Raw genomic sequence first — 26,120 nt, forward strand, 5'->3', positions numbered from 1 at the left:
TCTGCCTATCAGAATAGGCTTAAAATCGTAAGTAAGGTCGAATAATGGCTATCAAGATATTACCTCCACAATTGGCAAATCAGATTGCCGCCGGTGAAGTGGTTGAACGCCCTGCATCAGTGGTGAAAGAATTGGTGGAAAATAGTCTTGATTCCGGTGCTACCCGCATTGATATCGATATTGAACGTGGCGGCGCAAAGTTGATTCGAATCCGTGATAATGGCTGCGGAATCAGTCAACAAGACCTTACGTTAGCACTGGCACGTCATGCCACCAGTAAGATTGCTTCATTGGATGATTTGGAAGCGATTATGAGTATGGGCTTTCGTGGAGAAGCGCTGGCGAGTATCAGTTCTGTTTCTCGGCTGACATTGACCTCTCGCCCTGAAAGCCAGACAGAAGCGTGGCAATCTTACGCCGAAGGCCGTGATATGGAAGTGACGGTTAAACCTGCTGCGCATCCTGTGGGTACGACGGTTGAAGTGTTGGATCTGTTTTATAACACGCCCGCCCGCCGCAAATTCCTGAGAACGGAAAAAACGGAGTTTGGTCATATTGATGAAGTGGTACGCCGGATTGCACTGGCGCGGTTGGATGTTGCCATCAACCTGAATCATAACGGAAAGCTGGTGCGCCAGTATCGTCCCGCTAAAGACGAATCTCAGCATGAACGGCGTTTGGCCGCAATTTGTGGTACGACGTTTGTACAGCAGGCTTTGGCGTTGTCATGGCAACATGATTCCCTGTCCATTAAAGGTTGGGTGGCTGACCCAATGAGCGCGACGGCAGGAAGCGATATTCAATATTGCTACGTCAATGGACGTATGATGCGGGATCGGCTGATTAATCATGCGATTCGCCAAGCCTATCAAGATTTGATTCAGGGGGAGCAACAGCCTGCTTATGTTCTGTATTTGGAGATTGATCCGCATCAGGTGGATGTCAATGTTCATCCTGCCAAACATGAGGTTCGCTTCCATCAAGCACGGTTGGTGCATGATTTTATTTATCAGGGTGTGTCTGCGGTATTGAAACAACGTAGCAAGGGCGCGGAATTAGCGCTTGGTTGTCAAGAGACGGCTGCAAATTGGGTGCCAGAGAATCGCCCTTCTGCGGGAGAAAACCATTTTCTTCGGAAGAGCAACGTACCCACGGATTCAGAATCTTCCCGACGTCATGATACTGATGAAAACGATAATAACGGCAAGAAGCAGGAACATGGGGAACGACAGTATTCAGGCCATGAAACACAGCCATCGCATCATGGAGAAGGCTATCAGAAAAAACAGGGTGAATTGTACCAGAAGCTGATGCAGTTTTCACCGGAAGAAAAGCGTCCTTTGTTTCCGCAAAGAGTCACTTCAACGCCTAGCCCGTCAAGTTCCGGCTCAATGTCTGTTCCGGTCAGCCCAGTGCAACCGGGGCAGGGAAAAAATAACGCGGTTAGTATTGGCAATATGTATGATCTTGAAAAATCCAGTGATCTTAAAAAATTAAGTGGCCTTGAAAAATACACGTTCGGAAAGGTATTGAGTATTTATGCCGATTGTCATGCCTTGATTGAATCGCCATTAGGGATAGGTTTGCTCTCGCTTCCAGTCGCTGAGCGCTGGTTGAAGCAGGCGCAACTGACACCGAGAGAACTGACACCGGGAAAACAGGGGCTGAAATCTCAGCCTTTGTTGATCCCGCTGAAGCTTGCTCTCAATCAGACAGAAATGAACACCTTGAAGCAGAATAGTGAGCTACTGAAGACTTTTGGTATTGAATCGACAGTCGCACATGGAAAAGTGACCATTCATGCGGTATCGTTGCCTTTGCGTCAACAGAATCTGCCAAAACTTCTGCCGGAGCTGTTGGATTACCTTGGCGGATTGTCAGTCGCTTCTACTGAACAGGTGGCAATTTGGCTCTCCCGTCATTTGGGTAGTGAGCGTGAAACGTGGAACGTCGCACAAGCCGTCCAACTTTTGGCTGATGTCGAGCGTCTTTGCCCTCAACTGGTGGTATCGCCACCGGAAGGGTTATTACAATTAATTGATTTACAAGCAGTGGTGGCACGCCTTAATCATGAGTGATTTAAAAACTCAACATCTGCCGACAGCCATTTTTATCATGGGGCCAACGGCTTCAGGAAAAACGGCATTATCGATCGCCTTGCGTCAGCATCTTCCGGTTGAATTAATCAGTGTTGATTCCGCGTTGATTTACCGTGGAATGGATATTGGGACAGCAAAACCTTCCGCAGAAGAGCAGGCACAGGCACCCCATCGCCTGATTGATATTCTCGATCCTGCCGAGACTTATTCCGCTGCCGATTTTCGCCGTGATGCTCTAAAAGAAATGGCAGAGATCACGGCGGCGGGGAGAATTCCACTCCTGGTTGGTGGAACCATGCTATATTTCAAAGCATTGCTGGAAGGATTATCGCCTTTGCCCTCTGCCAATCCTGAAGTTCGGGCGCAGATTGAACAGCAGGCAGCGGAGATTGGATGGGATGAATTGCATCGGCAGTTACAGGAAATTGATCCGGTTGCGGCTGTAAGGATTCATCCTAATGATCCACAACGTCTTACTCGTGCACTGGAAGTTTTTCGAATTTCGGGTAAAACTCTAACTGAATTGACAGAAACGTCTGGAGAAATATTGCCGTATCGCGTTCATCAATTTGCGATCGCGCCTGCAAGCCGTGAAATTTTGCATCAGCGTATTGCAGCCCGTTTTGAACAAATGATCAAATCAGGGTTTGAAGATGAAGTGAAAGCGCTTTATGCTCGTAGTGATTTGCATACAGATTTACCCTCCATTCGTTGTGTTGGTTATCGTCAGATGTGGTCCTGCCTCGCAGGCGAAATATCTCATGATGAGATGATCTATCGTGGTATCTGTGCGACGCGCCAACTGGCGAAACGTCAGATCACGTGGCTCAGGAGTTGGGACAATGTGACTTGGTTGGATAGCGATCAACCTAAACAATCACTAAACACAGTCATGCAGGTTATTAGTACATAAATTCATTGATTGTGTACAATTGATCGGTACAAAGCATCATTTTTGAGTAGTTACTTTTTCGAACCAATCGGTTCTTAGTTAAAAACAACAAAATAAGGAAAATATAGAATGGCTAAGGGGCAATCTTTGCAAGATCCATTCCTGAATGCTTTACGGCGTGAAAGGGTCCCGGTTTCTATTTATTTGGTCAACGGCATCAAATTACAGGGTCAGATTGAATCTTTTGACCAATTTGTCATTTTACTGAAAAACACTGTCAGTCAGATGGTTTATAAGCATGCCATCTCAACTGTTGTGCCTTCCCGTCCTGTGTCTCATCATGGTAGCAACCAGAATGTGACAACTGGCGTTGGAAATTATCATGCTGGTGCTAACCCGGCAGTACAACAGGAAACTGATGCCACTGAGTAAACCAGTGGCTGTGCATGACGTAAATAAAAACATAGGTAGGGAGACTTTACCTATGTTTTTTCCTATGGATTTTTACTTAGCCTGAGGGGTTGCACCGTTGTTTGATCGTTATGAAGGCGGAGAATTAGCCGTTCTGGTGCATGTTTTCTTCTCACAGGAAAAAGATACGGAAAATCTCAGTGAGTTTGAGTCATTGGTGACTTCCGCAGGTGTTTCTCCTGTGCAGATTGTAACGGGAAGCCGGAAGGCGCCTCATCCGAAATATTTTGTCGGAGAGGGTAAGGCAGAGGAAATTGCCGAAGCTGTCAAAAACAGTGGCGCAGATGTGGTTTTATTTAACCATACACTCAGCCCGGCCCAGGAACGTAATCTTGAACGCTTGTGCCAATGCCGCGTCGTTGATCGTACGGGCGTGATCCTGGATATTTTTGCTCAGCGGGCAAGAACGCACGAAGGCAAGTTACAGGTTGAATTGGCGCAATTGCGTCACTTATCTACCCGTCTGGTACGGGGCTGGACCCACCTTGAACGCCAGAAAGGGGGGATCGGTCTGCGTGGTCCCGGAGAAACTCAGTTAGAAAGTGACCGTCGTATGTTGCGTGACAAAATCAAACAGATTTTGGGGCGCCTCAGCAAAGTTGAAAAACAGCGTGAACAGGGGCGTCAGGCACGCAATAAGGCAGATATTCCTACCGTTTCTCTTGTTGGTTATACCAATGCAGGGAAATCGAGCTTATTCAATAGAATAACTTCTGCTGAAGTTTATGCGGCTGATCAGCTTTTTGCCACCTTAGATCCGACTCTGCGCCGAATAGACGTGAATGACGTTGGTGCCGTGGTTTTGGCGGATACAGTGGGTTTTATCCGTCATTTGCCTCATGACCTGGTTGCAGCATTTAAGGCGACTTTGCAGGAAACCCGGCAGGCAAAATTGCTGCTGCATGTTGTCGATGCGGCGGATAGCCGTCTTGATGAAAACATCATTGCTGTTGATAGTGTCCTTGAAGAGATTGAATCCAATGAAATTCCTTCTCTCTTGGTCATGAATAAAATTGATATGTTGGAAGATTTTGTTCCACGCATCGACCGTGATGAGGAAAATCGCCCTGTCAGGGTATGGTTATCCGCGCAGACTGGTGAAGGCATTCCGCTGCTATTGCAGGCCTTGACTGAACGCCTTTCAGGTGAAATCGCACACTATGAATTGCATCTTCCGCCGGAAGCGGGACGTCTGCGCAGTCGTTTCTACCAGCTTCAGGCTATTGAACGTGAATGGGTAGAAGAAAATGGTCAAATGGGTATTGAAATCAGAATGCCAATGGTGGATTGGCGCCGCCTGTGCAAACAAGACCCAAATTTACCCGACTATGTTGTCTGATTGATTGGCGCAGAGCGACAAACAAGGTATCATTTTACCCGCCATTTCAAGGTGCTTATAGTCATGGCGTAGCGGAGATGGAATGGCGGTGATGAAATGACTGTGCCAAAATTGCAGTGACTGAATTGCACTGTCAAAAGTATCACCAAATAATATTGGTTGCTTACAAAAACAACGAAATTCGTTGTTTCTGCCCATGGAGGCCGCTGTCAGACCTGTCAGGAACAGGCAACGGCCTGTGAAGTGGGAAGCCTCACCCAGCAGGGTGGAGAGCAGTCACCTCTGAAAAACCAGTAAAAACTAAAAAGTGGAGCTAAAACATGGCGTGGAATCAGCCCGGTAATAACGGACAGGACCGCGACCCGTGGGGAAGCAGCAATAATAATGGCGGCAACTCCGGCGGCAACAATAAAGGTGGTCGAAACCGTGGGGCAACTGATCTCGACGATCTGTTCCGTAAACTGAGTGAAAAGCTCGGTGGTCTCGGTAGAAACAAAGGTGGAAATGGTTCTGAACAGAACGCTAAATTTGGCGGGCGTCTTATTGGTCTTGCCGTTGCTGTTGCAGTTGTTGTCTGGGTTGTAAGTGGTTTCTATACGATTAAAGAAACAGAGCGTGGGGTAGTTACCCGATTGGGTAAATTTAGCCACGTTGTTCAACCTGGCTTGAACTGGAAAATGACGTTTATCGATCGAGTACGTGCCGTTAACGTTGAATCTGTTCGTGAACTGGCAACATCAGGTGTCATGCTGACATCAGATGAAAACGTTGTACGTGCTGAGATGAACGTTCAGTACCGTGTCACTGACCCCGAAGCTTACCTTTTCAACGTCACCACTCCTGACAACAGCCTGCGTCAAGCAACAGACAGTGCTGTACGTGGGGTGGTTGGCAAATACTCAATGGAAAAAATTCTGACGGCAGACCGTACAATTGTGCGTAACGATACTCAGAAAGTACTGGAAGAAACTATTCGCCCGTACAAAATGGGGATCACGTTGCTGGACGTTAACTTCCAAACTGCGCGCCCACCAGAAGAGGTGAAAGCGGCATTTGATGATGTTATCGCCGCCCGCGAAGAAGAGCAAAAAACCATCCGTGAAGCAGACGCTTACAAAAACTCTGTTCTGCCAATAGCCAAGGGTTATGCCCAACGCATCATTGAAGATGCTAAAGCCTATAAAGTGAGTGTGGTATTGAATGCACAGGGTGAAGTGGCAAGTTTTGCTAAAATTTTGCCTGAGTATAAAGCTGCACCAGAAATTACTCGTGAGCGCCTTTACATTGAAACAATGGAACGTGTTCTGAGTCAGACCCGCAAAGTTATTGCAAACGAAAAGAGCAACAACATGCTGGTATTACCGTTAGATCAAGTTTTACGTAATCAGTCTGAAGTGCCAACACGCCATCAGGACGTCAAGGTCACTCCAGAACAGCGTAATACGACACAGCCTACGTCTACACAAGGGCGCTCAAATTATAATAACTCCGGTTCAGGCTATGGTGATTTAAACAACCTGCGTGGTGATACGCTAAGACAAGGGAGACCATAATCATGCGTAAGTCGTTCGTCTTTGCTATTGCCATCATATTGGTTGTGCTGTATTCGTCGATATTTATCGTATACGAAGGTCAGCGTGGCATCGTGCTGCGTTTTGGAAAAGTTTTGCGTGACGCTGAAAATAAACCTGTCGTTTATCAGCCTGGCCCGCACTTCAAAATTCCATTTATTGAAACTGTTAAAACGCTCGATGCTCGTATCCAGACTATGGATATCAAAGCTGACCGTTTCCTGACAAGTGAAAATAAGGACCTGATTGTTGATTCTTATCTGAAGTGGCGCATTAACGATTTCAGCAGATATTATCTGGCAACAGGTAATGGAGAAATTTCGCAGGCTGAACTGCTGTTGAAACGTAAATTCAGTGACCGTCTGCGTTCTGAGATTGGTCGTTTGGATGTACGTGGCATCGTGACAGATTCTCGTGGTCGTCTGACGACAGATGTGCGTGATGCGCTGAACTTGGGAACAAGTGATGATGATACTGCCGACAACGAGATTGCTTCGGCAGCGGCCCGAGTGGCGAAAGAAACGAAAGGTAAACAACCAACCCTGAACCCGAACAGTATGGCGGCATTGGGGATTGAAGTTGTGGACGTTCGTATTAAACAAATTAACTTGCCAGATGAAGTCTCAGACGCAATTTATCAGCGTATGCGTGCAGAGCGTGAAGCGGTAGCCCGTCGCCATCGTTCACAAGGTCTGGAAGAAGCTGAGAAAATCCGTGCAGCCGCGGATAAGACAGCGACTGAAATCAAGGCAGCAGCACAAAGTCAGGCATTGGTTTTACGCGGTGAAGGTGATGCGGAAGCAACTAAACTGTTTGCTGACGCATTCAGCAAGGATCCGGAGTTCTACGCATTCATCCGTAGCCTGCGTGCTTACGAAAATAGCTTCAAAAATGATGGCAACATCATGGTGCTCAGCCCGGATAACGATTTCTTCCGTTATATGAAAGAGCCATCTAAGCAGCATAATCGCGCGAATGATTAAGTGGTTTTGACGGGCAAATAGCCTTCAATCTACTTTAATTGGCAAAATAAACCTATAGCGGCCAGCGTGTATCTGGCCGCTTCCTAAGCCACTGTAAAAAAACATATAGTGGCTTTTTTGTATGTTATTTTCATTACCAATGTTTACTTATCAGCCCATTTATATGACGAAACGAAATAACAGAAGTAACAAAAAATACTGAAAGGTGCTAAATGAGATGGTAGAATCCATTTTTAAGCAACCGAGTGAACTTTTGAAATGGGTAAGAACGTTGTCGTATTGGGCACCCAATGGGGTGACGAGGGCAAGGGTAAAATCGTCGACTTGCTGACTGAACGGGCTAAGTACGTAGTTCGTTATCAGGGGGGCCACAATGCCGGCCATACACTAGTCATCAACGGTGAAAAAACCGTTCTCCACTTAATCCCATCTGGGATCTTACGTGAAAACGTCATTAGCATTATCGCAAATGGGGTCGTTTTAGCACCAGATGCTTTGATGAAAGAAATGAAAGAGCTTGAATCACGTGGGATTCCTGTACGTGAGCGCCTGCTTATTTCTGAAGCTTGTCCGCTGATCCTGCCCTACCATGTTGCATTGGATAATGCCCGCGAGAAAGCGCGTGGCGCCAAGGCGATTGGTACAACAGGTCGTGGTATCGGCCCTGCATATGAAGACAAAGTCGCACGTCGTGGTCTGCGTGTCGGTGATCTGTTCGATAAAGAAAATTTCGCAGTCAAGCTGAAAGAAATCATTGAGTACCACAACTTCCAACTGGTTAACTATTACAACGAACCAGCGGTTGATTACCAGAAAACACTGGATGATATTCTGGCTGTTGCTGACATCCTGACTGGCATGGTAGTTGACGTTTCTGACCTGCTTTATAAAGCAACTCAGAAAGGTGAATTGGTCATGTTTGAAGGTGCACAGGGTACGCTGTTGGATATCGACCACGGTACATATCCTTATGTGACTTCTTCCAATACTACTGCGGGTGGTGTTGCGACTGGTTCCGGTCTGGGTCCACGTTACGTTGATTATGTACTGGGTATCATCAAGGCTTACTCCACCCGTGTTGGTGCAGGTCCATTCCCGACTGAATTATTTGATGAAACCGGTGAATACCTGCGTCAGAAAGGTCAGGAATTTGGTGCGACTACAGGCCGTAGCCGTCGTACTGGCTGGTTGGATATCGTTGCTATCCGTCGCGCGATCCAAATCAACTCCCTGTCTGGCTTCTGCATGACCAAACTGGACGTGCTGGATGGCCTGAAAGAAGTCAAAATCTGTGTTGGCTATCGTCAGGCAGATGGCTCTGTTATTGATACCACTCCTCTGGCAGCAGAAAACTGGGAAGGTCTGGAAGCAGTTTATGAAACTCTGCCAGGTTGGGATGAAAGCACTTTCGGTGTGAAAGAGCATAGCCAGTTGCCACAAGCAGCATTAAACTACATCAAGCGCGTAGAAGAGCTGACCGGCGTTCCTGTTGATATTATTTCTACAGGTCCAGATCGTGCAGAAACGATGATCCTGCGTGACCCATTTGATGCTTAATTAATAGCTTAATCTTTTGGGCAAATAACCGGGCTTAATGCCCGGTTTTTACTTTTTATAGATAAAGAAATTCATAACTAAAGAAATTTATAGATAAAAAAATAAAGAAGCGAATCGCCCGTTTTGCTTAATTTTTAAAATACCCACATAATAATGAACAACTAACGAAAACCAACAAACAGACATTTTTTGGTTCCAAATAAACCCCGTTATATTCAGTCTCCCAGAGGTGAGTGTGCAGTTAACCAGTTTTACTGATTATGGGCTACGTGCTTTGATTTACATGGCTTCTTTACCGGAAGGTCAAATGACCAGCATTACAGAGGTAACTGAAGTTTATGGTTTATCACGTAATCATATGGTAAAGATCATCAATCAACTTAGTCACTTAGGGTTGGTGAACGCTGTCAGGGGAAAAAATGGTGGCATAAGTCTGGGGAAACCTGCCAGCGAGATCAGAATTGGTGATGTGGTTCGTTCATTGGAACCACTTTCATTGGTTAACTGTAGTGCCTGTCAAATAACGCCTGCATGTCGCTTAAAATCAGTCTTGAATCAAGCGGTAGAAAATTTTTTGGAAGAGTTGGATAAACATACTTTGGCCGATATGGTTGAAGACAATCGTCCCCTTTATCAATTGCTTCTGATTAAGTGAAGCAGGGGGATAAACAGCTTGCTGATGACAACAGAGGAATGACGATGTCAAAAGATCCTTTTCAGGAACGAGAGGCTGAAAAATACGAATCTCCTATCCCAAGCCGTGAATACATCTTGGATATCATTTTTAAACACACCACTCCGGTAAGCCGTCAGGAATTAGCACAAGAACTTCAGTTAACCAGTGCAGAAGCACAGGAAGCATTGCGCCGCCGTTTGCGGGCAATGGAACGCGATGGGCAGTTGGTTTTTACCCGCCGTCAATGTTACGCGTTGCCAGAAAGGCTGGATTTATTGAAAGGTACGGTGATTGGGCATCGTGATGGATATGGCTTCCTGCGTGTGGAAGGCCACAAAGAAGATTTTTATCTGCCTTCTGATCAGATGAAAATAGCGATCCATGGTGATGTTATACTGGCGCAGCCTTTGCGACCAGACAGAAAAGGCCGCGTTGAAGTGCGCATCGTGCGGGTATTGGAACCAAAAAACAGCCAAATCGTTGGGCGATACTTTATGGATGCTGGTATGGGCTTTGTCGTTCCTGATGACAGCCGTTTGTGTTTCGATATCTTGATCCCCAAAGAGGAGATTTGCGGGGCAAGAATGGGGAACGTTGTGGTGGTTGAATTAACAAACCGCCCGACCCGCCGAACCAAGGCCATAGGTAAAATTGTTGAAGTGCTGGGCGAAACAATGGGAACGAACATGGCGGTTGAAATTGCGCTTCGTACCCATGAAATTCCCCATAGCTGGTCACCAATGGTAGAAACACAGGTGGCAGATTTGGATGAAAACGTTCCAGAGACTGCCAAACAAGGCCGTGTTGACTTACGTGAATTACCGTTGGTGACGATCGATGGCGAAGATGCCCGTGACTTTGATGATGCCGTGTATTGTGAAAGAAAACGCGGTGGTGGCTGGCGTTTATGGGTTGCGATTGCCGATGTCAGTTACTACGTTCGCCCGCAAACACCGTTGGACACAGAAGCACGTAGCCGGGGTAATTCAGTCTACTTCCCTTCTCAGGTTGTACCGATGTTGCCGGAAGTGCTGTCGAATGGGTTGTGTTCCCTCAATCCAGAGGTCGATCGCCTGTGTATGGTGTGCGAAATGACGGTTTCTGCCCAAGGTAAACTCTCTTCCTATAAGTTTTACGAAGCAGTGATGAATTCACATGCTCGTTTGACTTATACGAAAGTCTGGAAAATCTTGCAGGGCGATCAGGAATTGCGTGATCACTATAAGCCACTGGTAAGTCATATTGAGCATCTGCATGAACTTTATCAGGCATTAGAACAGGCACGTGAACAGCGTGGTGCTATTTCATTTGAATCTGAAGAAGCCAAGTTTATTTTTAATGCGGAACGTCGTATTGAGCGGATTGAGCCAGTTGTACGCAATGATGCGCATAAACTTATTGAAGAGTGCATGATTCTGGCAAATATCGCGGCGGCTCGCTTTGTTGAAAAATATCATGAGCCTGCGTTATACCGTATTCATGACCGGCCAAAAGAAGAGAGTATTCTGAACCTGCGTTCAGTCTTCAACGAATTGGGATTGAGCCTATTGGGTGGAATGAAACCGGAACCGAAAGATTATGCGCAGTTGATGAAGGACGTTGCGGATCGACCGGATCATGAGCTGTTGCAAACCATGCTGCTGCGTTCAATGAAACAAGCGATCTATGAGCCTGAAAACCGTGGTCACTTTGGCTTGTCGTTGCGTGCTTATTCTCACTTTACTTCACCGATTCGCCGCTATCCTGATTTGGCGTTACACCGAGCGATCAAATACTTACTCGCGCAAGAGAATGGTGTTGTTGAGAATGGTGTTGTTGAGAATGATAGTGCTGAGCATCGCTGGACGCCGACAGGCGGATGGCACAACGACATGGATCACATGTTGCAACTGGGTGACCACTGCTCCATGACTGAGCGTCGTGCCGACGAAGCAACAAGGGATGTAGCAGATTGGCTGAAATGTGATTTCATGCAAGATCAGGTAGGCAATGTTTTCACCGGTTTGATTACCAGCGTGACAGGTTTTGGTTTCTTTGTTCGCCTGCATGATCTGTTCATTGATGGTTTGGTACATGTTTCGACGCTGGATAACGATTATTACCGATATGATAATGTTGGCCAGCGTTTGATTGGTGAATCTTCTGGGCAGACTTATCGCCTTGGTGATGAGGTTGAAATCCGCGTAGAAGCGGTTCACATGGATGAGCGTAATATTGATTTCACCTTGCTTTCAACGACCCGCAAGGCACGGAATCAAGGAAAGACCGCGCGCGATAAGGCGAAAAAAGGCAAGCCAGAGCGTAAAAATGACAAAAAAGGCCGTGATTATAAAAAATCAGCCAATTTTGAGCCGGACAATAGTTTCCGTAAAAAGAAAAGTGCGGAAAAGCCTGCATCGCCTAAGCCAAGTAATAAGCCAAGTAAAAAGAAAAAACCGTCAGACAAAACCAAAAGAATTACGGCAAAACTGAAAGCGAAACGCGCGAAAAAGAGCGCGGGTTAATAGCCCATAAAACAGTCGGTAAAAAACAGTTAATCAGTGAGTTAGGTATTAGCCAGTCATGAGTGAAATTATCTACGGTATTCATGCCGTTAAAGCCTTGTTGGAGCGTGATCCACAACGCTTCATGGAAGTTTATGTATTGAAAGGGCGTGAAGATCGCCGCTTAACCCCATTGTTGCAGGAGCTGGAAAGCATCGGCATTGTAGTACAACTTGCCAATCGCCAATGGCTGGATGCCCAGACAGAAGGCGCGGTACACCAGGGTATCATTGCACGGGTTAAACCGGGGCGTCAGTATCAGGAAAATGATTTGCCTGACTTATTGTCGCGGTTGGATCGTCCATTCTTGCTGGTATTGGATGGTGTCACCGATCCTCATAATCTGGGAGCTTGCTTGCGTACTGCGGATGCGGCGGGGGTTGATGCGGTTATCGTTCCGCGCGATCGCTCAGCACAACTGAATGCGACAGCGAAAAAAGTTGCCTGTGGTGCGGCAGAAAGCGTTCCACTGATCCGCGTAACTAACCTCGCCCGTACCCTGCGCTTACTGCAAGAGCACAATATCTGGGTCGTTGGCACTGCGGGAGAAGCGAACCATGCGTTATATGAGAGCAAAATGACTGGTCCAATGGCCTTGGTCATGGGTGCGGAAGGTGAGGGTATGCGCCGACTGACCCGCGAACATTGTGATGAACTGATCAGTATTCCAATGGCGGGTTCAGTTTCTTCCCTGAATGTATCGGTGGCGACAGGGGTATGCCTGTTTGAAATCGTGCGTCAGAGAAACACGCAATAATTCTTAAGTTCTTTCATTGGAAAGCGTCTGAAAGAAGAATAAACGCGTTTTCTTTACCGGTATCTTGAGTTTTTTGTATTGTGCGGGTATAGTGACGCGTCGATTTTTCAGCCGTACTAAACACGTTCCTTGCCTCCATGGGCCACGGCTGACCCTGACAGGAGGCTGAATAATCCGTAAGGAGCAATGCTAATGCGTCATTACGAAATCGTTTTTATGGTCCATCCTGACCAAAGCGAACAGGTTCCGGGCATGATCGAGCGTTACAGTGCGACTATCACTAACGCGCAAGGTCAGATTCACCGTCTGGAAGACTGGGGTCGTCGTCAACTGGCTTACCCAATCAACAAACTGCACAAGGCTCACTACGTTCTGATGAACGTTGAAGCGCCACAAGAAGCGATTGATGAGCTGGAAACTAACTTCCGCTTCAACGATGCCGTTATCCGCAGCATGGTTATGCGCGTTAAGCACGCAGTAACTGAAGCATCACCAATGGTTAAGGCTAAAGACGAACGTCGTAGCCGTGATCTGGTCTTGGAAGAAGACCTGGTTGATGATGTTGATGAAGCTGGGGATTCTGAAGAGTAATCACCGTGACAACGAATCGTTTGGTGCTCTCTGGCACAGTGTGCAAGACACCGATACGAAGAGTCAGTCCATCCGGCATTCCACATTGTCAGTTTGTGCTTGAACATCGTTCACAGCAACAGGAAGCCGGATTCAGCAGGCAGTCATGGTGCAGAATGCCCGTCATTGCCAGCGGACAATTGTTACAGGAATATACTCACAGTATAACGGTCGGCAGTCGAATCACTGTTTCAGGATTCATTAATTCCCATTATGGGCGTAATGGTCTTAACAAATTGGTTCTTCATGCCGAGCAGATTGAATTGATAGATTCTGGAGACTAGCCAAATGGCACGTTATTTCCGTCGTCGCAAGTTCTGCCGCTTCACAGCGGAAGGCGTACAAGAGATCGATTATAAAGACATTGCTACGCTGAAAAACTACATTACCGAAAGCGGTAAAATTGTACCAAGCCGTATTACTGGCACTCGTGCAAAATACCAGCGCCAGCTCGCTCGTGCTATCAAGCGTGCGCGCTACCTGTCTCTGTTGCCTTACACTGATCGTCATCAGTAATAGGCTCAGTCCATTAACGACTTTGAGAGGATAAGGTAATGCAAGTTATTCTGCTTGATAAAGTAGCAAACCTGGGTAGCCTGGGTGACCAAGTTAACGTTAAAGCGGGTTATGCCCGTAATTTCTTAGTACCACAGGGCAAAGCTGTTCCTGCAACTAAGAAAAACATCGAATTCTTCGAAGCTCGCCGTGCTGAACTGGAAGCTAAACTGGCTGACGTTCTGGCAGCAGCAGAAGCTCGTGCAGAGAAAATCAATGCACTGGGTTCTGTCACCATCGCTTCTAAAGCAGGTGACGAAGGTAAACTGTTCGGTTCTATCGGTACTCGTGACATCGCTGATGCAGTGACTGCTGCTGGCGTTGAAGTATCTAAGAGCGAAGTTCGCCTGTCTAACGGCGTTCTGCGTACTGTTGGTGAGCACGAAGTTCACTTCCAAGTACACAGCGATGTATTCGCACAATTGAACGTTAACATCGTTCCAGAAGCTTAATCCCTGATTAGCTGAAGAACATGTGACAAAAAACGCTGGCATTGCCAGCGTTTTTTGTTATTTAAACCAAGAAGTTATTTTGATTCTGAAAGCCAATCAACAGTGTGGAAATTCTCTGGCTTGAGTCCTTACCTAATATTGACCTATGAAATAATGGCCTTAGTTATCTCGGTCACTGTGTCGATAATGTCTTGAGGTGCTTTCTCAATAAATTTGACCTGACGATCCAAAAAATCTAAGGATTTAACCTGATGAATAAGAATGGTACCTTGGGTAGATAATTCTTCGGGTAAGGGAACTTCTAACTTCATTCCCCTCACTGTACTGGTGATTGGGGCTACAACAGCAAATCCGGTATGCTCGTTAAACATCTTGCGAGAGATCACGAATGCAGGACGGCGTTTCATGATTTCTTTTCCTGCGCTCGGATCGAAGTCTATTGAGACAATATCTCCTTTATCTGGTATGTACATCAGAGTATTTCCTTACCAACAGGCTTAGCGTTGAGCCACTCTTTATCCTCATCTGTTACCGTGAAACATTCTTTAGGGCTTCCAGCCAACAATGATTCCAGCGTCAACTCTTCTTTGATTGGTGTAAGTACAATTTTGTTATCCTGAATGGATAGGTCTAATTTTGAGCCAGTATGCAAATTAAGCGTTTTCACAATGGCTTTTGGGATACTAACTATGTTAGCTCCACCAGATTGGCGGATGACAACAGCAGTCATGTCTGGCCCTCCTTTTATTCAAGTTATACTAAAGTATAATAATGTATTTTTGTTTTACAAGAGTAAAACTTCCTTTAAAAACTCCTCACGCGTTTACCCATCCAGACAGTGCTGTTATGCTTGAACCTTCACTTATTTAATAACAGGTATTTTCATGACAACACCTTCTTTTGAGTCTATTGAAGCGCGGGCAAGTTACGGTATTGGCTTGCAGGTTGGGCAACAATTACAGGAATCTGGTTTACAGGGACTGGAACCCGAAGCGCTGTTGGCAGGGCTGTGTGATGCGCTGGAAAGCCGTTCTCCTGCGATTCCTGTAGAAGAGCTGCATCGTGCGCTGCGTGAAATACATGAACGTGCTGACAGCGTTCGTCGTGAACGTCAGCAGGCGATGGCAGAAGAAGGCAAAAAATTTCTGACAGAAAATGCTCAGCGTGAAGGCGTAAGCAGTACTGAATCTGGTTTGCAGTTTTCTGTTCTGACACAAGGCGAAGGTTCTATTCCGGCTCGTACTGACCGTGTTCGTGTTCACTACACTGGTCGTCTTATTGATGGCACGGTATTTGATAGTTCAGTACAACGTGGCACACCAGCAGAATTTCCTGTCAGCGGCGTGATCCCAGGTTGGATTGAAGCTTTGACTCTGATGCCAGTAGGTTCTAAATGGGAACTCTATATTCCTCATAATTTGGCTTATGGTGAGCGTGGTGCAGGCGCGTCTATCCCTCCTTACAGCACATTGATCTTCGAAGTGGAATTGCTGGAAATCCTGTAATTTTCTATTGGATCAAAAAAATAGCCGGTTAACCGGCTATTTTTTTGTGTGCATTTTGGGATTATTGAGGAATTTGGGAATCATTGAGCAATAAAGTATTCGCTATTCCAGTAAAAAATGCGCTAAAAATGTAGCTTCAAGGGGTATGCCCAGATAGTTTTCAATTTGAAAGCGTAAGGGGATAGCTGAATAATGAATGCAGAGGTGTATGATGCTACAACAGATCTGCCAATTAGCACGGGAAGCAGGCGCGGCGATCATGGAGGTTTATCAGGCTAAGGAACCGTTGCAGGTGGAACATAAAACGGATGACTCACCTGTTACTGTTGCAGATATTGCCGCTCATAAGATCATTAAAGCAGGATTATTGCGCATTGCGTCTGATATCCCGTTGTTATCAGAGGAAGATCCTCCTTCATGGGAAGAGCGGAAGAACTGGCAGCGCTATTGGTTGGTTGATCCACTGGATGGGACGAAAGAGTTCATTCGTCGGAACGGTGAATTTACCGTCAATATTGCATTAATTGAAGACGGCGTACCTGTCATGGGTGTCGTTTATGTTCCTGTGCAGAATGTCTTGTATTCAGGGCAAGGCCGTCAGGCGTGGAAGGAAGCCAATGGTCAAACGCTTCCCATTAAAGTGATGTCTGCGACGCGACCAATCGTCGTCGTCAGCCGTTCTCATCGGGATGATGAGGAGTTGAAAGACTATCTTACCCAATTAGGGAATCACGATACACTTTCGGTAGGGTCTTCACTTAAATTCTGTATGGTTGCCGAGGGAAAAGCCCAACTTTATCCCCGTTTTGGGCCAACCAATATTTGGGATACTGGTGCGGGTCATGCTGTTGCAATTGCCGCAGGTGCACATGTCACGGACTGGGAAGGAAAAACACTGAATTACACACCGCGTGAATCTTTCCTGAATCCAGGGTTCAGAGTCAGTATTTTTTAATGTGAAGGTGATAATGGCTCACAATGTTAGAGCCATTATCACTGTACGATCATTAAAATTACCGCAATTGAAAATCGGCTTGCGGCTCAGGCTATTTTTTCAGTTCGTCTTTGATGATGCTGATAACGTGAGTGATCTCTTCGTTATTTAGTTTGCCATCTTTGACAAATTTCACATTACCGTTTTTATCCAGCACGATGATTGCTGAACTTTTAGGTTCCAATCCCCAGGCTGTTTTAGACAACCCGTTGCTATCGACAATAAATTGTGACCACGGAAACTGCTTTTTGCTGTCTTCAAGGCTATTACGGACGAAAATGCTGGTGCCAAAAATAGCATCATCAGTATTTACGATGCTGGTTGTTTGATATTGATCCTTAGGTAAATTCGCATTTTTCAATGCTTGAATCAGAGGATCATTCATTTCTTTTGCAGAACTACGACCGGCAATATGCTGGATCGTTCTCACTTTTCCCGGAAGCTCGGTAGTACTCCAATTTTGGTAGCTGAATTTGCCATCGTTAAGCAACAGCTCACCTTTATCTGTCACACTAACCGCAGGAACTTGTTGTCCCAACGTGATGTTATGGGCGAATGCAAATATTGGCATTAAACTCAATAATGCAGTTAACGTGATGTTTTTTATCATATTTATACCTTATTTGACATGGTGTGGCATGTTATCAGGGAACATCATACTCAGCATAGCGCTTGTTAACTGGTCTGTCCTCAAAAAAGTAAACATTTTGGTAACATTCAGAACAATGTATAAGCCTAATAATGTGTTTTTGTTGAATAATTCTATTTAATTTCATGATGTTATGTTGAATTAGTGATTGAATCTTTGCATTTGAGGGGAACAAATTTCTATAAATGTAGTCTATACATTCTGCATGACGGTGATGTGTCTTTTGATTCACTGGTTGTGTGATGTGATTGTGTGATGCAATAGAATGGTATCGTAAGAAGCATGGGAGGAAAAAACAGAGATGAAAATCTTTCACCACTATAACCCACTGAAAATTGCTCTCTACGTAAAGACCCTATTTCGTGGGCGCTTATACATTAAAGACATGGGTGCTTTTGAATTTAACTACGGGAAGATTTTACCACCGAAGATAAAAGATAAACGTCATTTCAATGTCATGAGTGAAGTTAATCAGCAAGTATTGCGCCTACAGACCGAAATGGGGTGATTTTTCTACAAATGCTCATTTACTGATAGATATGTGCCATGATTAATCGCGCATCATTAGTATGATAAACGGCCTTTCGGCCGTTTTTTGGTTATTTTTACACCTTATGCCTTACGCTTCATGCGGCTGTTTGGTGCTGGATTGGTTGGGTTGAGCAAAGGGATCAACAACTTTTGTCACGAGCAATTGATCGATCTTATAGTTATCAATATCCACCACTTCAAACTTATAGCTGCCAAATTTCACAGAATCTGTGCGCTTGGGAATTTTGCGTAAACGGAACATCATAAAGCCGGCGATGGTTTCATAATTACTGGAATCTGGGAAGTCATCAATATCCAGAACTCGCATGACATCTTCAATTGGTGTGCCACCTTCAATCAGCCATGAATTTTCATCTCGGACAACGATTTGTTCTTCTTGTCCCTGACCGATTAAATCTCCCATTAATGTGGTCATAACGTCATTGAGAGTGATGACTCCCATTACCAAAGCATATTCATTGAGAATGATTGCGAAGTCTTCACCCGCGGCCTTAAAACTTTCCAATGTATCAGAAAGTGAGAGAGTATCCGGGATCATAAGGGCATTGCGGATTTGAACGCCTTCTTTCAGGTTGAGGCTTTGCCCGTTCAGGACGCGATTGAGTAGATCCTTTGAATCTACATAACCAATGACATGATCAATGTCGCCGTCACAAACAAGAAATTTTGAATGGGGATGGGTGGAGATCTTTTCTTTAATGCTGTTTTCATCTTCACTTTTATCAAAATACACCACACTTTCACGGGAGGTCATAGCAGAAGGTACAGTGCGTGATTCCAGTTCAAAAACATTTTCAATCAGCTCATGCTCTTGTTTACGTAGTACGCCTGCAATTGCGCCTGCTTCAACGACAGCATAAATATCATCGGAGGTGATGTCTTCATTGCGCTCCATTGGGATCTTAAAGATTTTGAAGATACAGTCAGCGAGGCCATTGAACAACCAGACCAGCGGGCTAAGGATAGCCAGACAGAAACGCATTGGGTTGATAATTTTCACGGCAAAGGTTTCGGGCTGAGTCATACCAATGCGTTTAGGGGTTAAATCAGCAAGCAGGATAAAGATACTCGTAACGATGGTAAAAGAGCAGAGAAAACCTAGCTGGTCTGCCCATTCCGGGCGCATAAACTTTATAAACAGGGCTTTAAGAGCGGGAGAAAAAGCGGACTCTCCAACAACCCCTGCAAGGATTGCGACGGCATTCAGGCCAATTTGAACGACAGTAAAGAACATGCCGGGAGTTTCTTGTAGCTTAAGGACATGGGCAGCATTGAGATTTCCCTCATCAGCCATGAGTTTTAATTTGATTTTTCTTGAAGCAGCCAGAGAAATTTCTGATAACGAAAAAAATGCACTAATGGCACAAAGCAAGATTATGACTAATAAACTATTTAACATAAAGTATCCGTATCTTGTCTCCAGCGACAGGGTAGGTGTTATTTGAATAGCACTGGAGGGGAGATGAAAAAACATATAAATAAAAAATTACGGCGATATGCCGTAAAGTAAATAATAGCCTAATTCCATCAGGCGTTGAATTTAGCCCAATAATTATAACATTGGGCTAACTAAATTGACTAGTTTCTGTGCGTTGGTGGGAAGCAGATTCCAATACCACCTAATCCACAATATCCTTCAGGATTTTTGTAGAGATATTGCTGGTGATAATCTTCGGCAAAATAGAATGGCCCGGTTTCAAGGATTTCTGTCGTGATAGTACGTTGGTCGCCATTTTGAGTCATCGCTTGCTGGAATTGGTCGCGGCTGGCAATCGCTTGCTCATATTGTTGTGCTGAAACGGTGTAAAGGGCAGAACGGTACTGTGTGCCGATATCACCGTGCTGACGCATACCCTGGGCGGGATCGTGGTTTTCCCAGAACAGCGTTAATAGCTGTGTATAGGTTATCTTAGTTGGATCAAACACAATCCTGACCACTTCGGCATGTCCGGTTGAGCCTGTGCAAACTTCTTCATAAGTCGGATTTGGCGTTGTGCCGCCACTGTAACCTACAGAGGTGGTATAAATGCCTTCCTGTTGCCAGAAAAGACGTTCAACGCCCCAGAAACATCCCATTCCTACATAGGCGATTTCCATATTTTCTGGAATGTTGTCTATCGCATGCTGTGTGATGACATGGTAGGGTGATACAGTTAATGGGGTGGCCCTACCAGATAAAGCATCTTGTGAAGAAACATGTTGGCTTTCATTGACTGAATTTGGCAAGATTCCTCCTATTATTCACGGGTTTTATGGTTAAGTGTTGTTTGTATATCTTTAAAACTTTACCAGAATTAACTTATTACAGCATTTTTATATTGTTGAATTTTACCCTGTAGATAGATAAATATTAGGAGTCCGAGTGTCACGATACCCCCTCATATGCGCGCTTTTTGTATCTATCGTCACTCCATCGGCTTACAGTGCAAATTTACGGTTAAAAGTAGAAGGACTTTCTGGCGAATTGGAAAAAAATGCCAGAGTGCAACTTTCAAATATCAGTACTGATGAAGTATCTCCTGATGGTCGTTTTCGCGCGCGTGTGGAGAAAGCGATACGACAAGGACTTCGTCCACTGGGATATTATGATCCCACTGTTGAATTTACCTATCAAGAGAATACTCCGCCAGCCCGCCCTGTTCTGACTGCAAAGGTCACCCTTGGTGAGCCTGTGCGAGTGACTGAAGTGAATGTTGATTTAGAAGGTGGTGCAAAAACAGATAAAGATTATGCCGCCCTCATCAAAAGAAATACACCCAAAAAAGGGACCATTCTTAATCACGGGGAATATGAAAGTTTTAAAGGTGCATTGACTAATCTGGCGGTCAAAAAAGGGTATTTTGATGCCGTGATGAAGAAGAGTGAATTAGGGGTGTCAAAAGAGCTGCATGAATCGATTTGGGATTTCGATTTCGATAGCGGGCAACGTTATCGTTTTGGCCCTGTCATATTCCATGGTTCGCAAATTCGTGAAACTTACCTTAATAACCTGATTCCTTTCAAAAAAGATGAATATTACACATCGGAACAGTTGGCGGAATTCAACCGTCGTTTGGTAGATACGGGTTGGTTTAATTCTGCGGTTGTTGTACCTGATTTTAAAGTAGGGCGCGAGAGTCAGGATAAGATATTGCCACTGGATGCGTCGTTAGTCCCACGTTCTGCCAACTATGTTGAATTGGGTGGGGGTTATGCTACTGATGTTGGCCCTCGTGTACAAACAAAATGGAAAAAGCCCTGGCTTAATTCCCGTGGGCATAGTTTGAGCACCAGTCTTAACCTTTCTGCTCGGGAACAAATCATTGACGCATCTTACAAGATGCCGCTGAAGGCCAATCCACTCGAAGAATATTTTGAACTGCAAACGGGTTATAAACGTAAAGATATCAACGACACGACTGCGGACACAGCAACATTGAACCTTGCCCGTAACTGGGATCGCTCTACTGGCTGGCAGTATGGTGTCAATATTCGCTGGAGTCTCAGCCACTTTACTCAGGCCAATGTGACAAATACCACCATGCTGCTTTATCCGGGGATAAGTGTCAGCCGCCTTCGTCAGCGTGGCGGAACTATGCCTTTTTGGGGCGATAGTCAGCGTTATTCAATAGATATTTCTGATAAAACTTGGTCGTCTGATGTGGACTTCCTCGTGTTACAGGCACATCACGTTTGGGTCAGGTCTTATCGGGAAAATCATCGTTTTGTGGTACGGGCAGATCTGGGCTGGATAGAAACCAGTCAATTCGAAAAAGTGCCGCCGGATCTTCGCTTCTTTGCCGGTGGTGATCGCAGTATTCGTGGTTATAAGTACCAGAAAATTTCACCGACAGACAAAGAGGGTAAATTAGTCGGGGCATCAAAACTGGCCGTTGGTTCGTTGGAATATCAATACAATATTTATGGTAATTGGTGGAGTGCTTTGTTTGTAGATTCAGGTGAGGCAGTGGATGACATTAGAAGAAGTAATTTCAAAACAGGCGCGGGGATAGGTGTGCGCTGGGCTTCACCTGTTGGGCCGATAAAATTTGATTTGGCAACGCCAATCGGAGATCCAAATAATCACAATGTTGAATTTTATATCGGTCTAGGGGCTGAACTATGAAGTGGGTAAAAAGGGTCAGTATTATTTTCCTGCTGATTGTTGGCCTGTTATTGATGACGGTTGTAGGATTGGTTGGCACACAAACGGGTCTGCACTTTGTGATTAACAGTGCGGCACGTTGGGTGCCCGGATTGGATATTGCCAGTGTCAGCGGAGGTTGGCGCGACCTAACGTTAAAAGGCGTGAAATACCAGATGCCGGGTGTTAATGTCAGTGCTGACAATTTACATCTCTCATTACGGCTTTCCTGTTTGAAACACAGTCACGTATGTGTCAATGCCCTGACGACTGAAGGAGTCTCTGTTTCGGTAAATACGGCTGAACTTCCACCATCGGAACCCTCCCCGGCATCGGAACCCTTGACCGAATTGACAACGCCTTATCCTATTTCACTGGATTTGCTTTCTTTGAAAAATATCCATGTCACAGTGGATGATATCGCTATTGCATTGGATGAATTTAAATCTGGCGCTCAGTGGCGGGAAAAACAGTTACGATTAAAGCCAACGGAAATCATTAATCTGTTGGTCGAATTGCCAAAATCGCCGCCTGAACCCATTGGTGCAGTACAGAAAACAACGCCAAAGACTAAACAGCAGATAGAATCTGAGAAGCCCTTGAGTGAAACCTTGAAGGGGTTATTTGCCAAACCGCTCTTAACGAAATTACCCAATATTCCGATTCCCCTTGATATCACTGTAGAGGGTATTCATGGCCGCCAGCTTCGTCTGACCGGAGATACCGACATCACGATTAATGATTTGAGGCTACAGGCCAGCAATCAGGGACAGCAAATCGATGTAAACACCTTGAATGTGTTGGCTCCAGAAGGTTCACTTGCGATACAGGGTACAGCAAAACTTTCTGAGCAATGGCCAATCAACCTGATGGTTAAAGGGAAGGTAGATAATTTAAATAACCTGAATGAGTTGGAAGGGCAAAAAATCGACCTGACGCTGAAGGGGGCTTTTTTACAGCAGCTTGATCTCGCATTACACCTTTCCGGGCCTGTTTCTGCCCATCTGGATGCGCAGGCTGAATTGGCAAAGGCAGGCTTGCCTTTACGCTTGACACTGGAAAGCAGCCAACTGAAATGGCCATTGAAAGAAAAAGCGGAATATCAGCTTGATGGCGTAAAACTGCGCTTTAATGGTCAAGCCAGCCGTTACGATCTTTCTCTTCGTTCTGATATTAAGGGGAGCGATATTCCTCCGGCATTGTTAATGCTGGATGCAAAAGGTAATGAAGAATCTCTCCGGTTAACACGTTTGCGTCTGGCTGCATTACAGGGCAAAGCTGACGTCACGGGGGTTGTTGATTGGAGTAAGGCGGTAAGTTGGAATGCCAAACTGGTTCTGGATGGCATTAATACGGCCAAACAGTGGCCGGAATGGCCGGCCAAAATGGATGGTAACATGGCAGTACGCGGCAGTTTATATGGTGGAAGCTGGCAACTCCAGATTCCGGAAATTGCCCTTCACGGTCATGTAAAGCAGAACGCAGTCAAAGTTTATGGTAAAGCATCAGGCAATGCGGCAGGGCAGTGGGATATTCCTCAGTTTGATCTTGCGTTTGGGCGTAATACATTAAATGCGCAAGGGCGACTGACCGATGAGGCTTGGAAACTGGATGGTGATATTAACGCGCCGCAATTGGATGGGTTACTGCCGGGACTGGGCGGTTTTATCTCTGGTCATGTCAAACTGCGCGGAAATATGAAAGCGCCTCAAATCATAGCGGATTTGAATGCGCGTGGGGTGCGGTGGCAAAACTCCCTGCGAGTGGACAGCGCCATGGTTAAGGGGGATATACGCTCGGCGGAACAGATTCAGGGGCAGTTATCGGTTGTTGTTCGCCATTTGGAACAGGCAGATTTAGCCATCAATAGCCTGATACTTAATGCCAAGGGCACAGAAAAGCAACATGATTTACAAGTAAAAGTTGAGGGTTCTCCAGTATCAGGCGAGTTGGCACTTAATGGCAGTTTTGATCGCCAGCAGGAACGTTGGAAAGGCAATATCAATAATACCCATTTTGATACGGTTGTCGGTGAGTGGCGCTTAAGTAAAGCGATTACGATTGATTACTTTAATCTACAACAGAAAGCCATTGTCGGAGCTCACTGTTGGTTCAATCCCAATGCTCAAGTGTGTTTTTCAAAACCGATTGAAGCTGGGAAAAACGGTCATGCACAAGTTGCGCTTGAACGCTTTGACCTGGCTATGCTCCAGCCATTCCTTGATAAAAGCACTCAGCTTAAGGGGATATTCAGTGGTGATGCTGATGTCAAATGGGTAGCAGGTCAAGGATTACCGCAAGCAAAAATCGCCTTGCAAGGGAATGGTGTTCAGGTCCGGCAGGTTGTAGAAGGTATTACGTTACCGATCGATTTTGAAACGCTGACATTGAATGCAGGTCTGAAAAATGGCAAGGCAAATTTAGACTGGTTAGTCAAACTGGTTGGCAATGGACAGTTGAACGGTAATGTTCAGGTGTCTGATTTGGAAGGCCGTCGCAAATTATCGGGCAATGTAGATATTCAAAATCTCTCCTTGAAGTTGATTAAACCTATTCTGGGCAAAGGTGAAAAAGCGGAAGGCGGAGTGAATGCGAATTTGCGTCTTGGAGGGAATGCCAAGAACCCATTGTTATTCGGTCTGCTCAAAGCCGATAACCTGCAAATGAGCAGTCATTGGCTGCCATTCGATATCTCTCAAGGCCAGTTAGCCGTTCATTTTGATGGTGTCAGCTCTGATTTGAATGGGATGATTAAAACGCCTAAGGGGCAACTAAACCTGAATGGTCATGCGGATTGGCGCAGCTTGGATGCCTGGTATGCCAGAATCGCAGCTAATGCCGACAAATTACGTGTGGTTGTTCCGCCGATGGTTAAGGTCGATGTCAGCCCGAATCTGGTGCTGGAAGCGACACCAAATCTACTGAAACTTGATGGCAATGTTGATATTCCATGGGCGCGCATTACGGTTCAGGAACTGCCGGAATCAGCGGTAGGTGTTTCTTCTGATGAAGTGATGCTGGATAAAAATCTCCAGCCGATAGGGAAGAAAAAATCGTCTATTCTGATTCAAAGTAACTTGAATGTTCATATTGGTAATGATGTGCGTTTGAGTGCATTTGGTCTGGAAGCACAGCTTAAGGGAGCTTTAAAAGTCCTCCAGGATAAACAGGGGCTAGGGCTGAATGGTCAGATTGATATTCCGGAAGGGCGTTTCCATGCTTATGGACAAGATTTGCAGGTACGCAGAGGAACAATTATGTTCTCTGGCCCACCAGATCAGCCATTATTGAATATCGAAGCGATCCGCAATCCGGAATCGACGGCGAATGGCGTTATTGCCGGAGTGAGAGTGACCGGTCTGGCGGATAAGCCTAAAGTGGAAATTTTCTCTGATCCCGCAAAATCACAACAAGAAGCTTTATCCTTCCTTTTGCGTGGAGAAGGTTTGGAAAAAGGGGATTCTGACAACTCTCAGATGACGGCAATGCTGATTGGTTTGGGGGTTGCGCAGAGTGGGCAGTTAGTTGGCAAGATTGGTGAAACTTTTGGTGTCTCTGATTTGGCTTTGGATACTCAAGGCGTTGGCGATAAATCTCAGGTTGTCGTTAGTGGCAGGATTACCAAAGATTTACAAGTGAAGTACGGAGTGGGTATTTTTGACACTTTGGCAACACTGACGTTGCGTTATCGTGTTATGCCAAGATTGTATCTGGAAGCCGTATCTGGTATTGATCAAGCTTTAGATCTGCTCTATGAGTTTGAGTTTTAAAA

Annotated in this window: 25 protein-coding genes; 19 read left to right on the forward strand and 6 right to left on the reverse strand. The window is 45.5% G+C overall.

Annotated elements, in window-relative coordinates; translation table 11 throughout:
- Positions 1 to 44 precede the first annotated feature (44 nt).
- From mutL to hflX, 4 genes are all read left to right on the forward strand, one after another.
- On the forward strand, positions 45 to 2,078 hold the full coding sequence (gene mutL / locus Xenpb_RS04270; RefSeq protein WP_187653236.1) for a DNA mismatch repair endonuclease MutL: 2,034 nt from the start codon (positions 45 to 47) through the stop codon (positions 2,076 to 2,078).
- Positions 2,071 to 3,012 (forward strand): tRNA (adenosine(37)-N6)-dimethylallyltransferase MiaA, encoded by a 942-nt coding sequence (gene miaA / locus Xenpb_RS04275; RefSeq protein WP_187653237.1) that lies wholly within the window; start codon positions 2,071 to 2,073, stop codon positions 3,010 to 3,012. Before mutL ends, miaA begins: the two co-directional genes overlap by 8 nt.
- Positions 3,013 to 3,120: 108 nt before the next feature.
- Complete coding sequence (gene hfq, locus Xenpb_RS04280; protein WP_099112697.1) at positions 3,121 to 3,423, forward strand: RNA chaperone Hfq; 303 nt, start codon at positions 3,121 to 3,123, stop codon at positions 3,421 to 3,423.
- Positions 3,424 to 3,520: 97 nt separating this feature from the next.
- Positions 3,521 to 4,801, forward strand: coding sequence for a ribosome rescue GTPase HflX (gene hflX / locus Xenpb_RS04285; RefSeq protein ID WP_187653238.1), 1,281 nt, complete (start codon positions 3,521 to 3,523; stop codon positions 4,799 to 4,801).
- On the opposite strand, the gene Xenpb_RS04290 is transcribed toward hflX, so the two are convergent.
- Entirely contained in the window at positions 4,781 to 4,999 is a 219-nt protein-coding gene (locus Xenpb_RS04290; RefSeq protein WP_167385918.1) for a hypothetical protein, read from the reverse strand. The genes hflX and Xenpb_RS04290 overlap by 21 nt on opposite strands.
- Before the next feature lie 122 nt (positions 5,000 to 5,121).
- On the opposite strand from Xenpb_RS04290, the gene hflK reads away from it, so the two are divergent.
- From hflK to rplI, 10 genes are all read left to right on the forward strand, one after another.
- The gene (gene hflK / locus Xenpb_RS04295) at positions 5,122 to 6,354 is read left to right on the forward strand and encodes an FtsH protease activity modulator HflK (protein ID WP_187653239.1); all 1,233 of its coding nucleotides are present in this window, start codon (positions 5,122 to 5,124) and stop codon (positions 6,352 to 6,354) included.
- A gap of 2 nt (positions 6,355 to 6,356) precedes the next feature.
- Positions 6,357 to 7,355: a protease modulator HflC gene (gene hflC / locus Xenpb_RS04300; protein WP_187653240.1), complete on the forward strand. Its 999-nt coding sequence runs from the start codon at positions 6,357 to 6,359 to the stop codon at positions 7,353 to 7,355.
- A gap of 258 nt (positions 7,356 to 7,613) precedes the next feature.
- Positions 7,614 to 8,912: an adenylosuccinate synthase gene (locus tag Xenpb_RS04305; RefSeq protein WP_099112693.1), complete on the forward strand. Its 1,299-nt coding sequence runs from the start codon at positions 7,614 to 7,616 to the stop codon at positions 8,910 to 8,912.
- A 235-nt stretch (positions 8,913 to 9,147) separates the two neighbouring features.
- Complete coding sequence (gene nsrR / locus Xenpb_RS04310; RefSeq protein WP_047962420.1) at positions 9,148 to 9,567, forward strand: nitric oxide-sensing transcriptional repressor NsrR; 420 nt, start codon at positions 9,148 to 9,150, stop codon at positions 9,565 to 9,567.
- A 44-nt stretch (positions 9,568 to 9,611) separates the two neighbouring features.
- On the forward strand, positions 9,612 to 12,092 hold the full coding sequence (gene rnr / locus Xenpb_RS04315; protein WP_187653241.1) for a ribonuclease R: 2,481 nt from the start codon (positions 9,612 to 9,614) through the stop codon (positions 12,090 to 12,092).
- A 58-nt stretch (positions 12,093 to 12,150) separates the two neighbouring features.
- Positions 12,151 to 12,888, forward strand: coding sequence for a 23S rRNA (guanosine(2251)-2'-O)-methyltransferase RlmB (rlmB, locus tag Xenpb_RS04320; RefSeq protein ID WP_187653242.1), 738 nt, complete (start codon positions 12,151 to 12,153; stop codon positions 12,886 to 12,888).
- Positions 12,889 to 13,080: 192 nt separating this feature from the next.
- Positions 13,081 to 13,479, forward strand: a complete 399-nt coding sequence (gene rpsF, locus Xenpb_RS04325; RefSeq protein ID WP_047962417.1) for a 30S ribosomal protein S6 — start codon at positions 13,081 to 13,083, stop codon at positions 13,477 to 13,479.
- Positions 13,480 to 13,484: 5 nt separating this feature from the next.
- Positions 13,485 to 13,802: a primosomal replication protein N gene (priB, locus tag Xenpb_RS04330; protein ID WP_099112687.1), complete on the forward strand. Its 318-nt coding sequence runs from the start codon at positions 13,485 to 13,487 to the stop codon at positions 13,800 to 13,802.
- Positions 13,803 to 13,806: 4 nt separating this feature from the next.
- Positions 13,807 to 14,034, forward strand: coding sequence for a 30S ribosomal protein S18 (rpsR, locus tag Xenpb_RS04335; protein WP_000135199.1), 228 nt, complete (start codon positions 13,807 to 13,809; stop codon positions 14,032 to 14,034).
- A gap of 38 nt (positions 14,035 to 14,072) precedes the next feature.
- Positions 14,073 to 14,525 (forward strand): 50S ribosomal protein L9, encoded by a 453-nt coding sequence (rplI, locus tag Xenpb_RS04340; protein WP_099112686.1) that lies wholly within the window; start codon positions 14,073 to 14,075, stop codon positions 14,523 to 14,525.
- 143 nt (positions 14,526 to 14,668) lie between these two features.
- On the opposite strand, the gene Xenpb_RS04345 is transcribed toward rplI, so the two are convergent.
- Both Xenpb_RS04345 and Xenpb_RS04350 read right to left on the reverse strand, forming a co-directional pair.
- On the reverse strand, positions 14,669 to 14,998 hold the full coding sequence (locus Xenpb_RS04345; RefSeq protein ID WP_047962414.1) for a type II toxin-antitoxin system PemK/MazF family toxin: 330 nt from the start codon (positions 14,996 to 14,998) through the stop codon (positions 14,669 to 14,671).
- A complete protein-coding gene (locus tag Xenpb_RS04350; protein WP_047962413.1) occupies positions 14,998 to 15,255 on the reverse strand; it encodes an AbrB/MazE/SpoVT family DNA-binding domain-containing protein in 258 nt (85 codons plus the stop codon). Before Xenpb_RS04350 ends, Xenpb_RS04345 begins: the two co-directional genes overlap by 1 nt.
- A gap of 154 nt (positions 15,256 to 15,409) precedes the next feature.
- Here Xenpb_RS04350 and fklB point away from each other — a divergent pair, with 154 nt between their 5' ends.
- Together fklB and cysQ are read left to right on the forward strand one after the other, a co-directional pair.
- Complete coding sequence (gene fklB / locus Xenpb_RS04355; protein WP_099112685.1) at positions 15,410 to 16,030, forward strand: FKBP-type peptidyl-prolyl cis-trans isomerase; 621 nt, start codon at positions 15,410 to 15,412, stop codon at positions 16,028 to 16,030.
- A gap of 211 nt (positions 16,031 to 16,241) precedes the next feature.
- Complete coding sequence (cysQ, locus tag Xenpb_RS04360) at positions 16,242 to 16,985, forward strand: 3'(2'),5'-bisphosphate nucleotidase CysQ (RefSeq protein WP_187653314.1); 744 nt, start codon at positions 16,242 to 16,244, stop codon at positions 16,983 to 16,985.
- 91 nt (positions 16,986 to 17,076) lie between these two features.
- Here the strand turns inward: cysQ and Xenpb_RS04365 are convergent, their stop codons facing one another.
- Positions 17,077 to 17,634 carry a YtfJ family protein gene (locus Xenpb_RS04365; RefSeq protein WP_187653243.1) on the reverse strand — a complete coding sequence of 186 codons (558 nt, stop codon included), beginning with the start codon at positions 17,632 to 17,634 and terminating at the stop codon, positions 17,077 to 17,079.
- Positions 17,635 to 17,974: 340 nt separating this feature from the next.
- Between Xenpb_RS04365 and Xenpb_RS04370 the strand changes: the two genes are divergently transcribed.
- The gene (locus Xenpb_RS04370; protein ID WP_099112778.1) at positions 17,975 to 18,181 is read left to right on the forward strand and encodes a DUF1107 domain-containing protein; all 207 of its coding nucleotides are present in this window, start codon (positions 17,975 to 17,977) and stop codon (positions 18,179 to 18,181) included.
- Between the two features lie 111 nt (positions 18,182 to 18,292).
- Here Xenpb_RS04370 and Xenpb_RS04375 read toward each other — a convergent pair whose 3' ends face one another.
- Both Xenpb_RS04375 and msrA read right to left on the reverse strand, forming a co-directional pair.
- Entirely contained in the window at positions 18,293 to 19,624 is a 1,332-nt protein-coding gene (locus Xenpb_RS04375; RefSeq protein WP_187653244.1) for a hemolysin family protein, read from the reverse strand.
- 179 nt (positions 19,625 to 19,803) lie between these two features.
- Positions 19,804 to 20,451: a peptide-methionine (S)-S-oxide reductase MsrA gene (msrA, locus tag Xenpb_RS04380; protein WP_187653245.1), complete on the reverse strand. Its 648-nt coding sequence runs from the start codon at positions 20,449 to 20,451 to the stop codon at positions 19,804 to 19,806.
- A 136-nt stretch (positions 20,452 to 20,587) separates the two neighbouring features.
- Between msrA and Xenpb_RS04385 the strand changes: the two genes are divergently transcribed.
- On the forward strand, positions 20,588 to 22,330 hold the full coding sequence (locus tag Xenpb_RS04385) for an autotransporter assembly complex family protein (RefSeq protein ID WP_187653246.1): 1,743 nt from the start codon (positions 20,588 to 20,590) through the stop codon (positions 22,328 to 22,330).
- On the forward strand, positions 22,327 to 26,118 hold the full coding sequence (locus Xenpb_RS04390) for a translocation/assembly module TamB domain-containing protein (protein WP_187653247.1): 3,792 nt from the start codon (positions 22,327 to 22,329) through the stop codon (positions 26,116 to 26,118). The genes Xenpb_RS04385 and Xenpb_RS04390 overlap by 4 nt, the downstream gene beginning before the upstream one ends.
- Positions 26,119 to 26,120: the final 2 nt, after the last annotated feature.

This window comes from Xenorhabdus sp. PB62.4, assembly GCF_014467285.1.
In the GTDB taxonomy this organism is placed as follows: Bacteria; Pseudomonadota; Gammaproteobacteria; order Enterobacterales; family Enterobacteriaceae; genus Xenorhabdus.

Bases quoted from the DNA above. Each gene is read 5' to 3' on its own strand.
- mutL (WP_187653236.1), top strand. From the start codon at position 45: ATGGCTATCAAGATATTACCTCCACAATTGGCAAATCAGATTGCCGCC.
- miaA (WP_187653237.1), top strand. From the start codon at position 2,071: ATGAGTGATTTAAAAACTCAACATCTGCCGACAGCCATTTTTATCATG.
- hfq (WP_099112697.1), top strand. From the start codon at position 3,121: ATGGCTAAGGGGCAATCTTTGCAAGATCCATTCCTGAATGCTTTACGG.
- Xenpb_RS04290 (WP_167385918.1), bottom strand. From the start codon at position 4,999: ATGGGCAGAAACAACGAATTTCGTTGTTTTTGTAAGCAACCAATATTA.
- hflK (WP_187653239.1), top strand. From the start codon at position 5,122: ATGGCGTGGAATCAGCCCGGTAATAACGGACAGGACCGCGACCCGTGG.
- hflC (WP_187653240.1), top strand. From the start codon at position 6,357: ATGCGTAAGTCGTTCGTCTTTGCTATTGCCATCATATTGGTTGTGCTG.
- Xenpb_RS04305 (WP_099112693.1), top strand. From the start codon at position 7,614: ATGGGTAAGAACGTTGTCGTATTGGGCACCCAATGGGGTGACGAGGGC.
- rnr (WP_187653241.1), top strand. From the start codon at position 9,612: ATGTCAAAAGATCCTTTTCAGGAACGAGAGGCTGAAAAATACGAATCT.
- rlmB (WP_187653242.1), top strand. From the start codon at position 12,151: ATGAGTGAAATTATCTACGGTATTCATGCCGTTAAAGCCTTGTTGGAG.
- rpsF (WP_047962417.1), top strand. From the start codon at position 13,081: ATGCGTCATTACGAAATCGTTTTTATGGTCCATCCTGACCAAAGCGAA.
- rpsR (WP_000135199.1), top strand. From the start codon at position 13,807: ATGGCACGTTATTTCCGTCGTCGCAAGTTCTGCCGCTTCACAGCGGAA.
- rplI (WP_099112686.1), top strand. From the start codon at position 14,073: ATGCAAGTTATTCTGCTTGATAAAGTAGCAAACCTGGGTAGCCTGGGT.
- Xenpb_RS04345 (WP_047962414.1), bottom strand. From the start codon at position 14,998: ATGTACATACCAGATAAAGGAGATATTGTCTCAATAGACTTCGATCCG.
- Xenpb_RS04350 (WP_047962413.1), bottom strand. From the start codon at position 15,255: ATGACTGCTGTTGTCATCCGCCAATCTGGTGGAGCTAACATAGTTAGT.
- fklB (WP_099112685.1), top strand. From the start codon at position 15,410: ATGACAACACCTTCTTTTGAGTCTATTGAAGCGCGGGCAAGTTACGGT.
- cysQ (WP_187653314.1), top strand. From the start codon at position 16,242: ATGCTACAACAGATCTGCCAATTAGCACGGGAAGCAGGCGCGGCGATC.
- Xenpb_RS04365 (WP_187653243.1), bottom strand. From the start codon at position 17,634: ATGATAAAAAACATCACGTTAACTGCATTATTGAGTTTAATGCCAATA.
- Xenpb_RS04370 (WP_099112778.1), top strand. From the start codon at position 17,975: ATGAAAATCTTTCACCACTATAACCCACTGAAAATTGCTCTCTACGTA.
- Xenpb_RS04375 (WP_187653244.1), bottom strand. From the start codon at position 19,624: ATGTTAAATAGTTTATTAGTCATAATCTTGCTTTGTGCCATTAGTGCA.
- Xenpb_RS04390 (WP_187653247.1), top strand. From the start codon at position 22,327: ATGAAGTGGGTAAAAAGGGTCAGTATTATTTTCCTGCTGATTGTTGGC.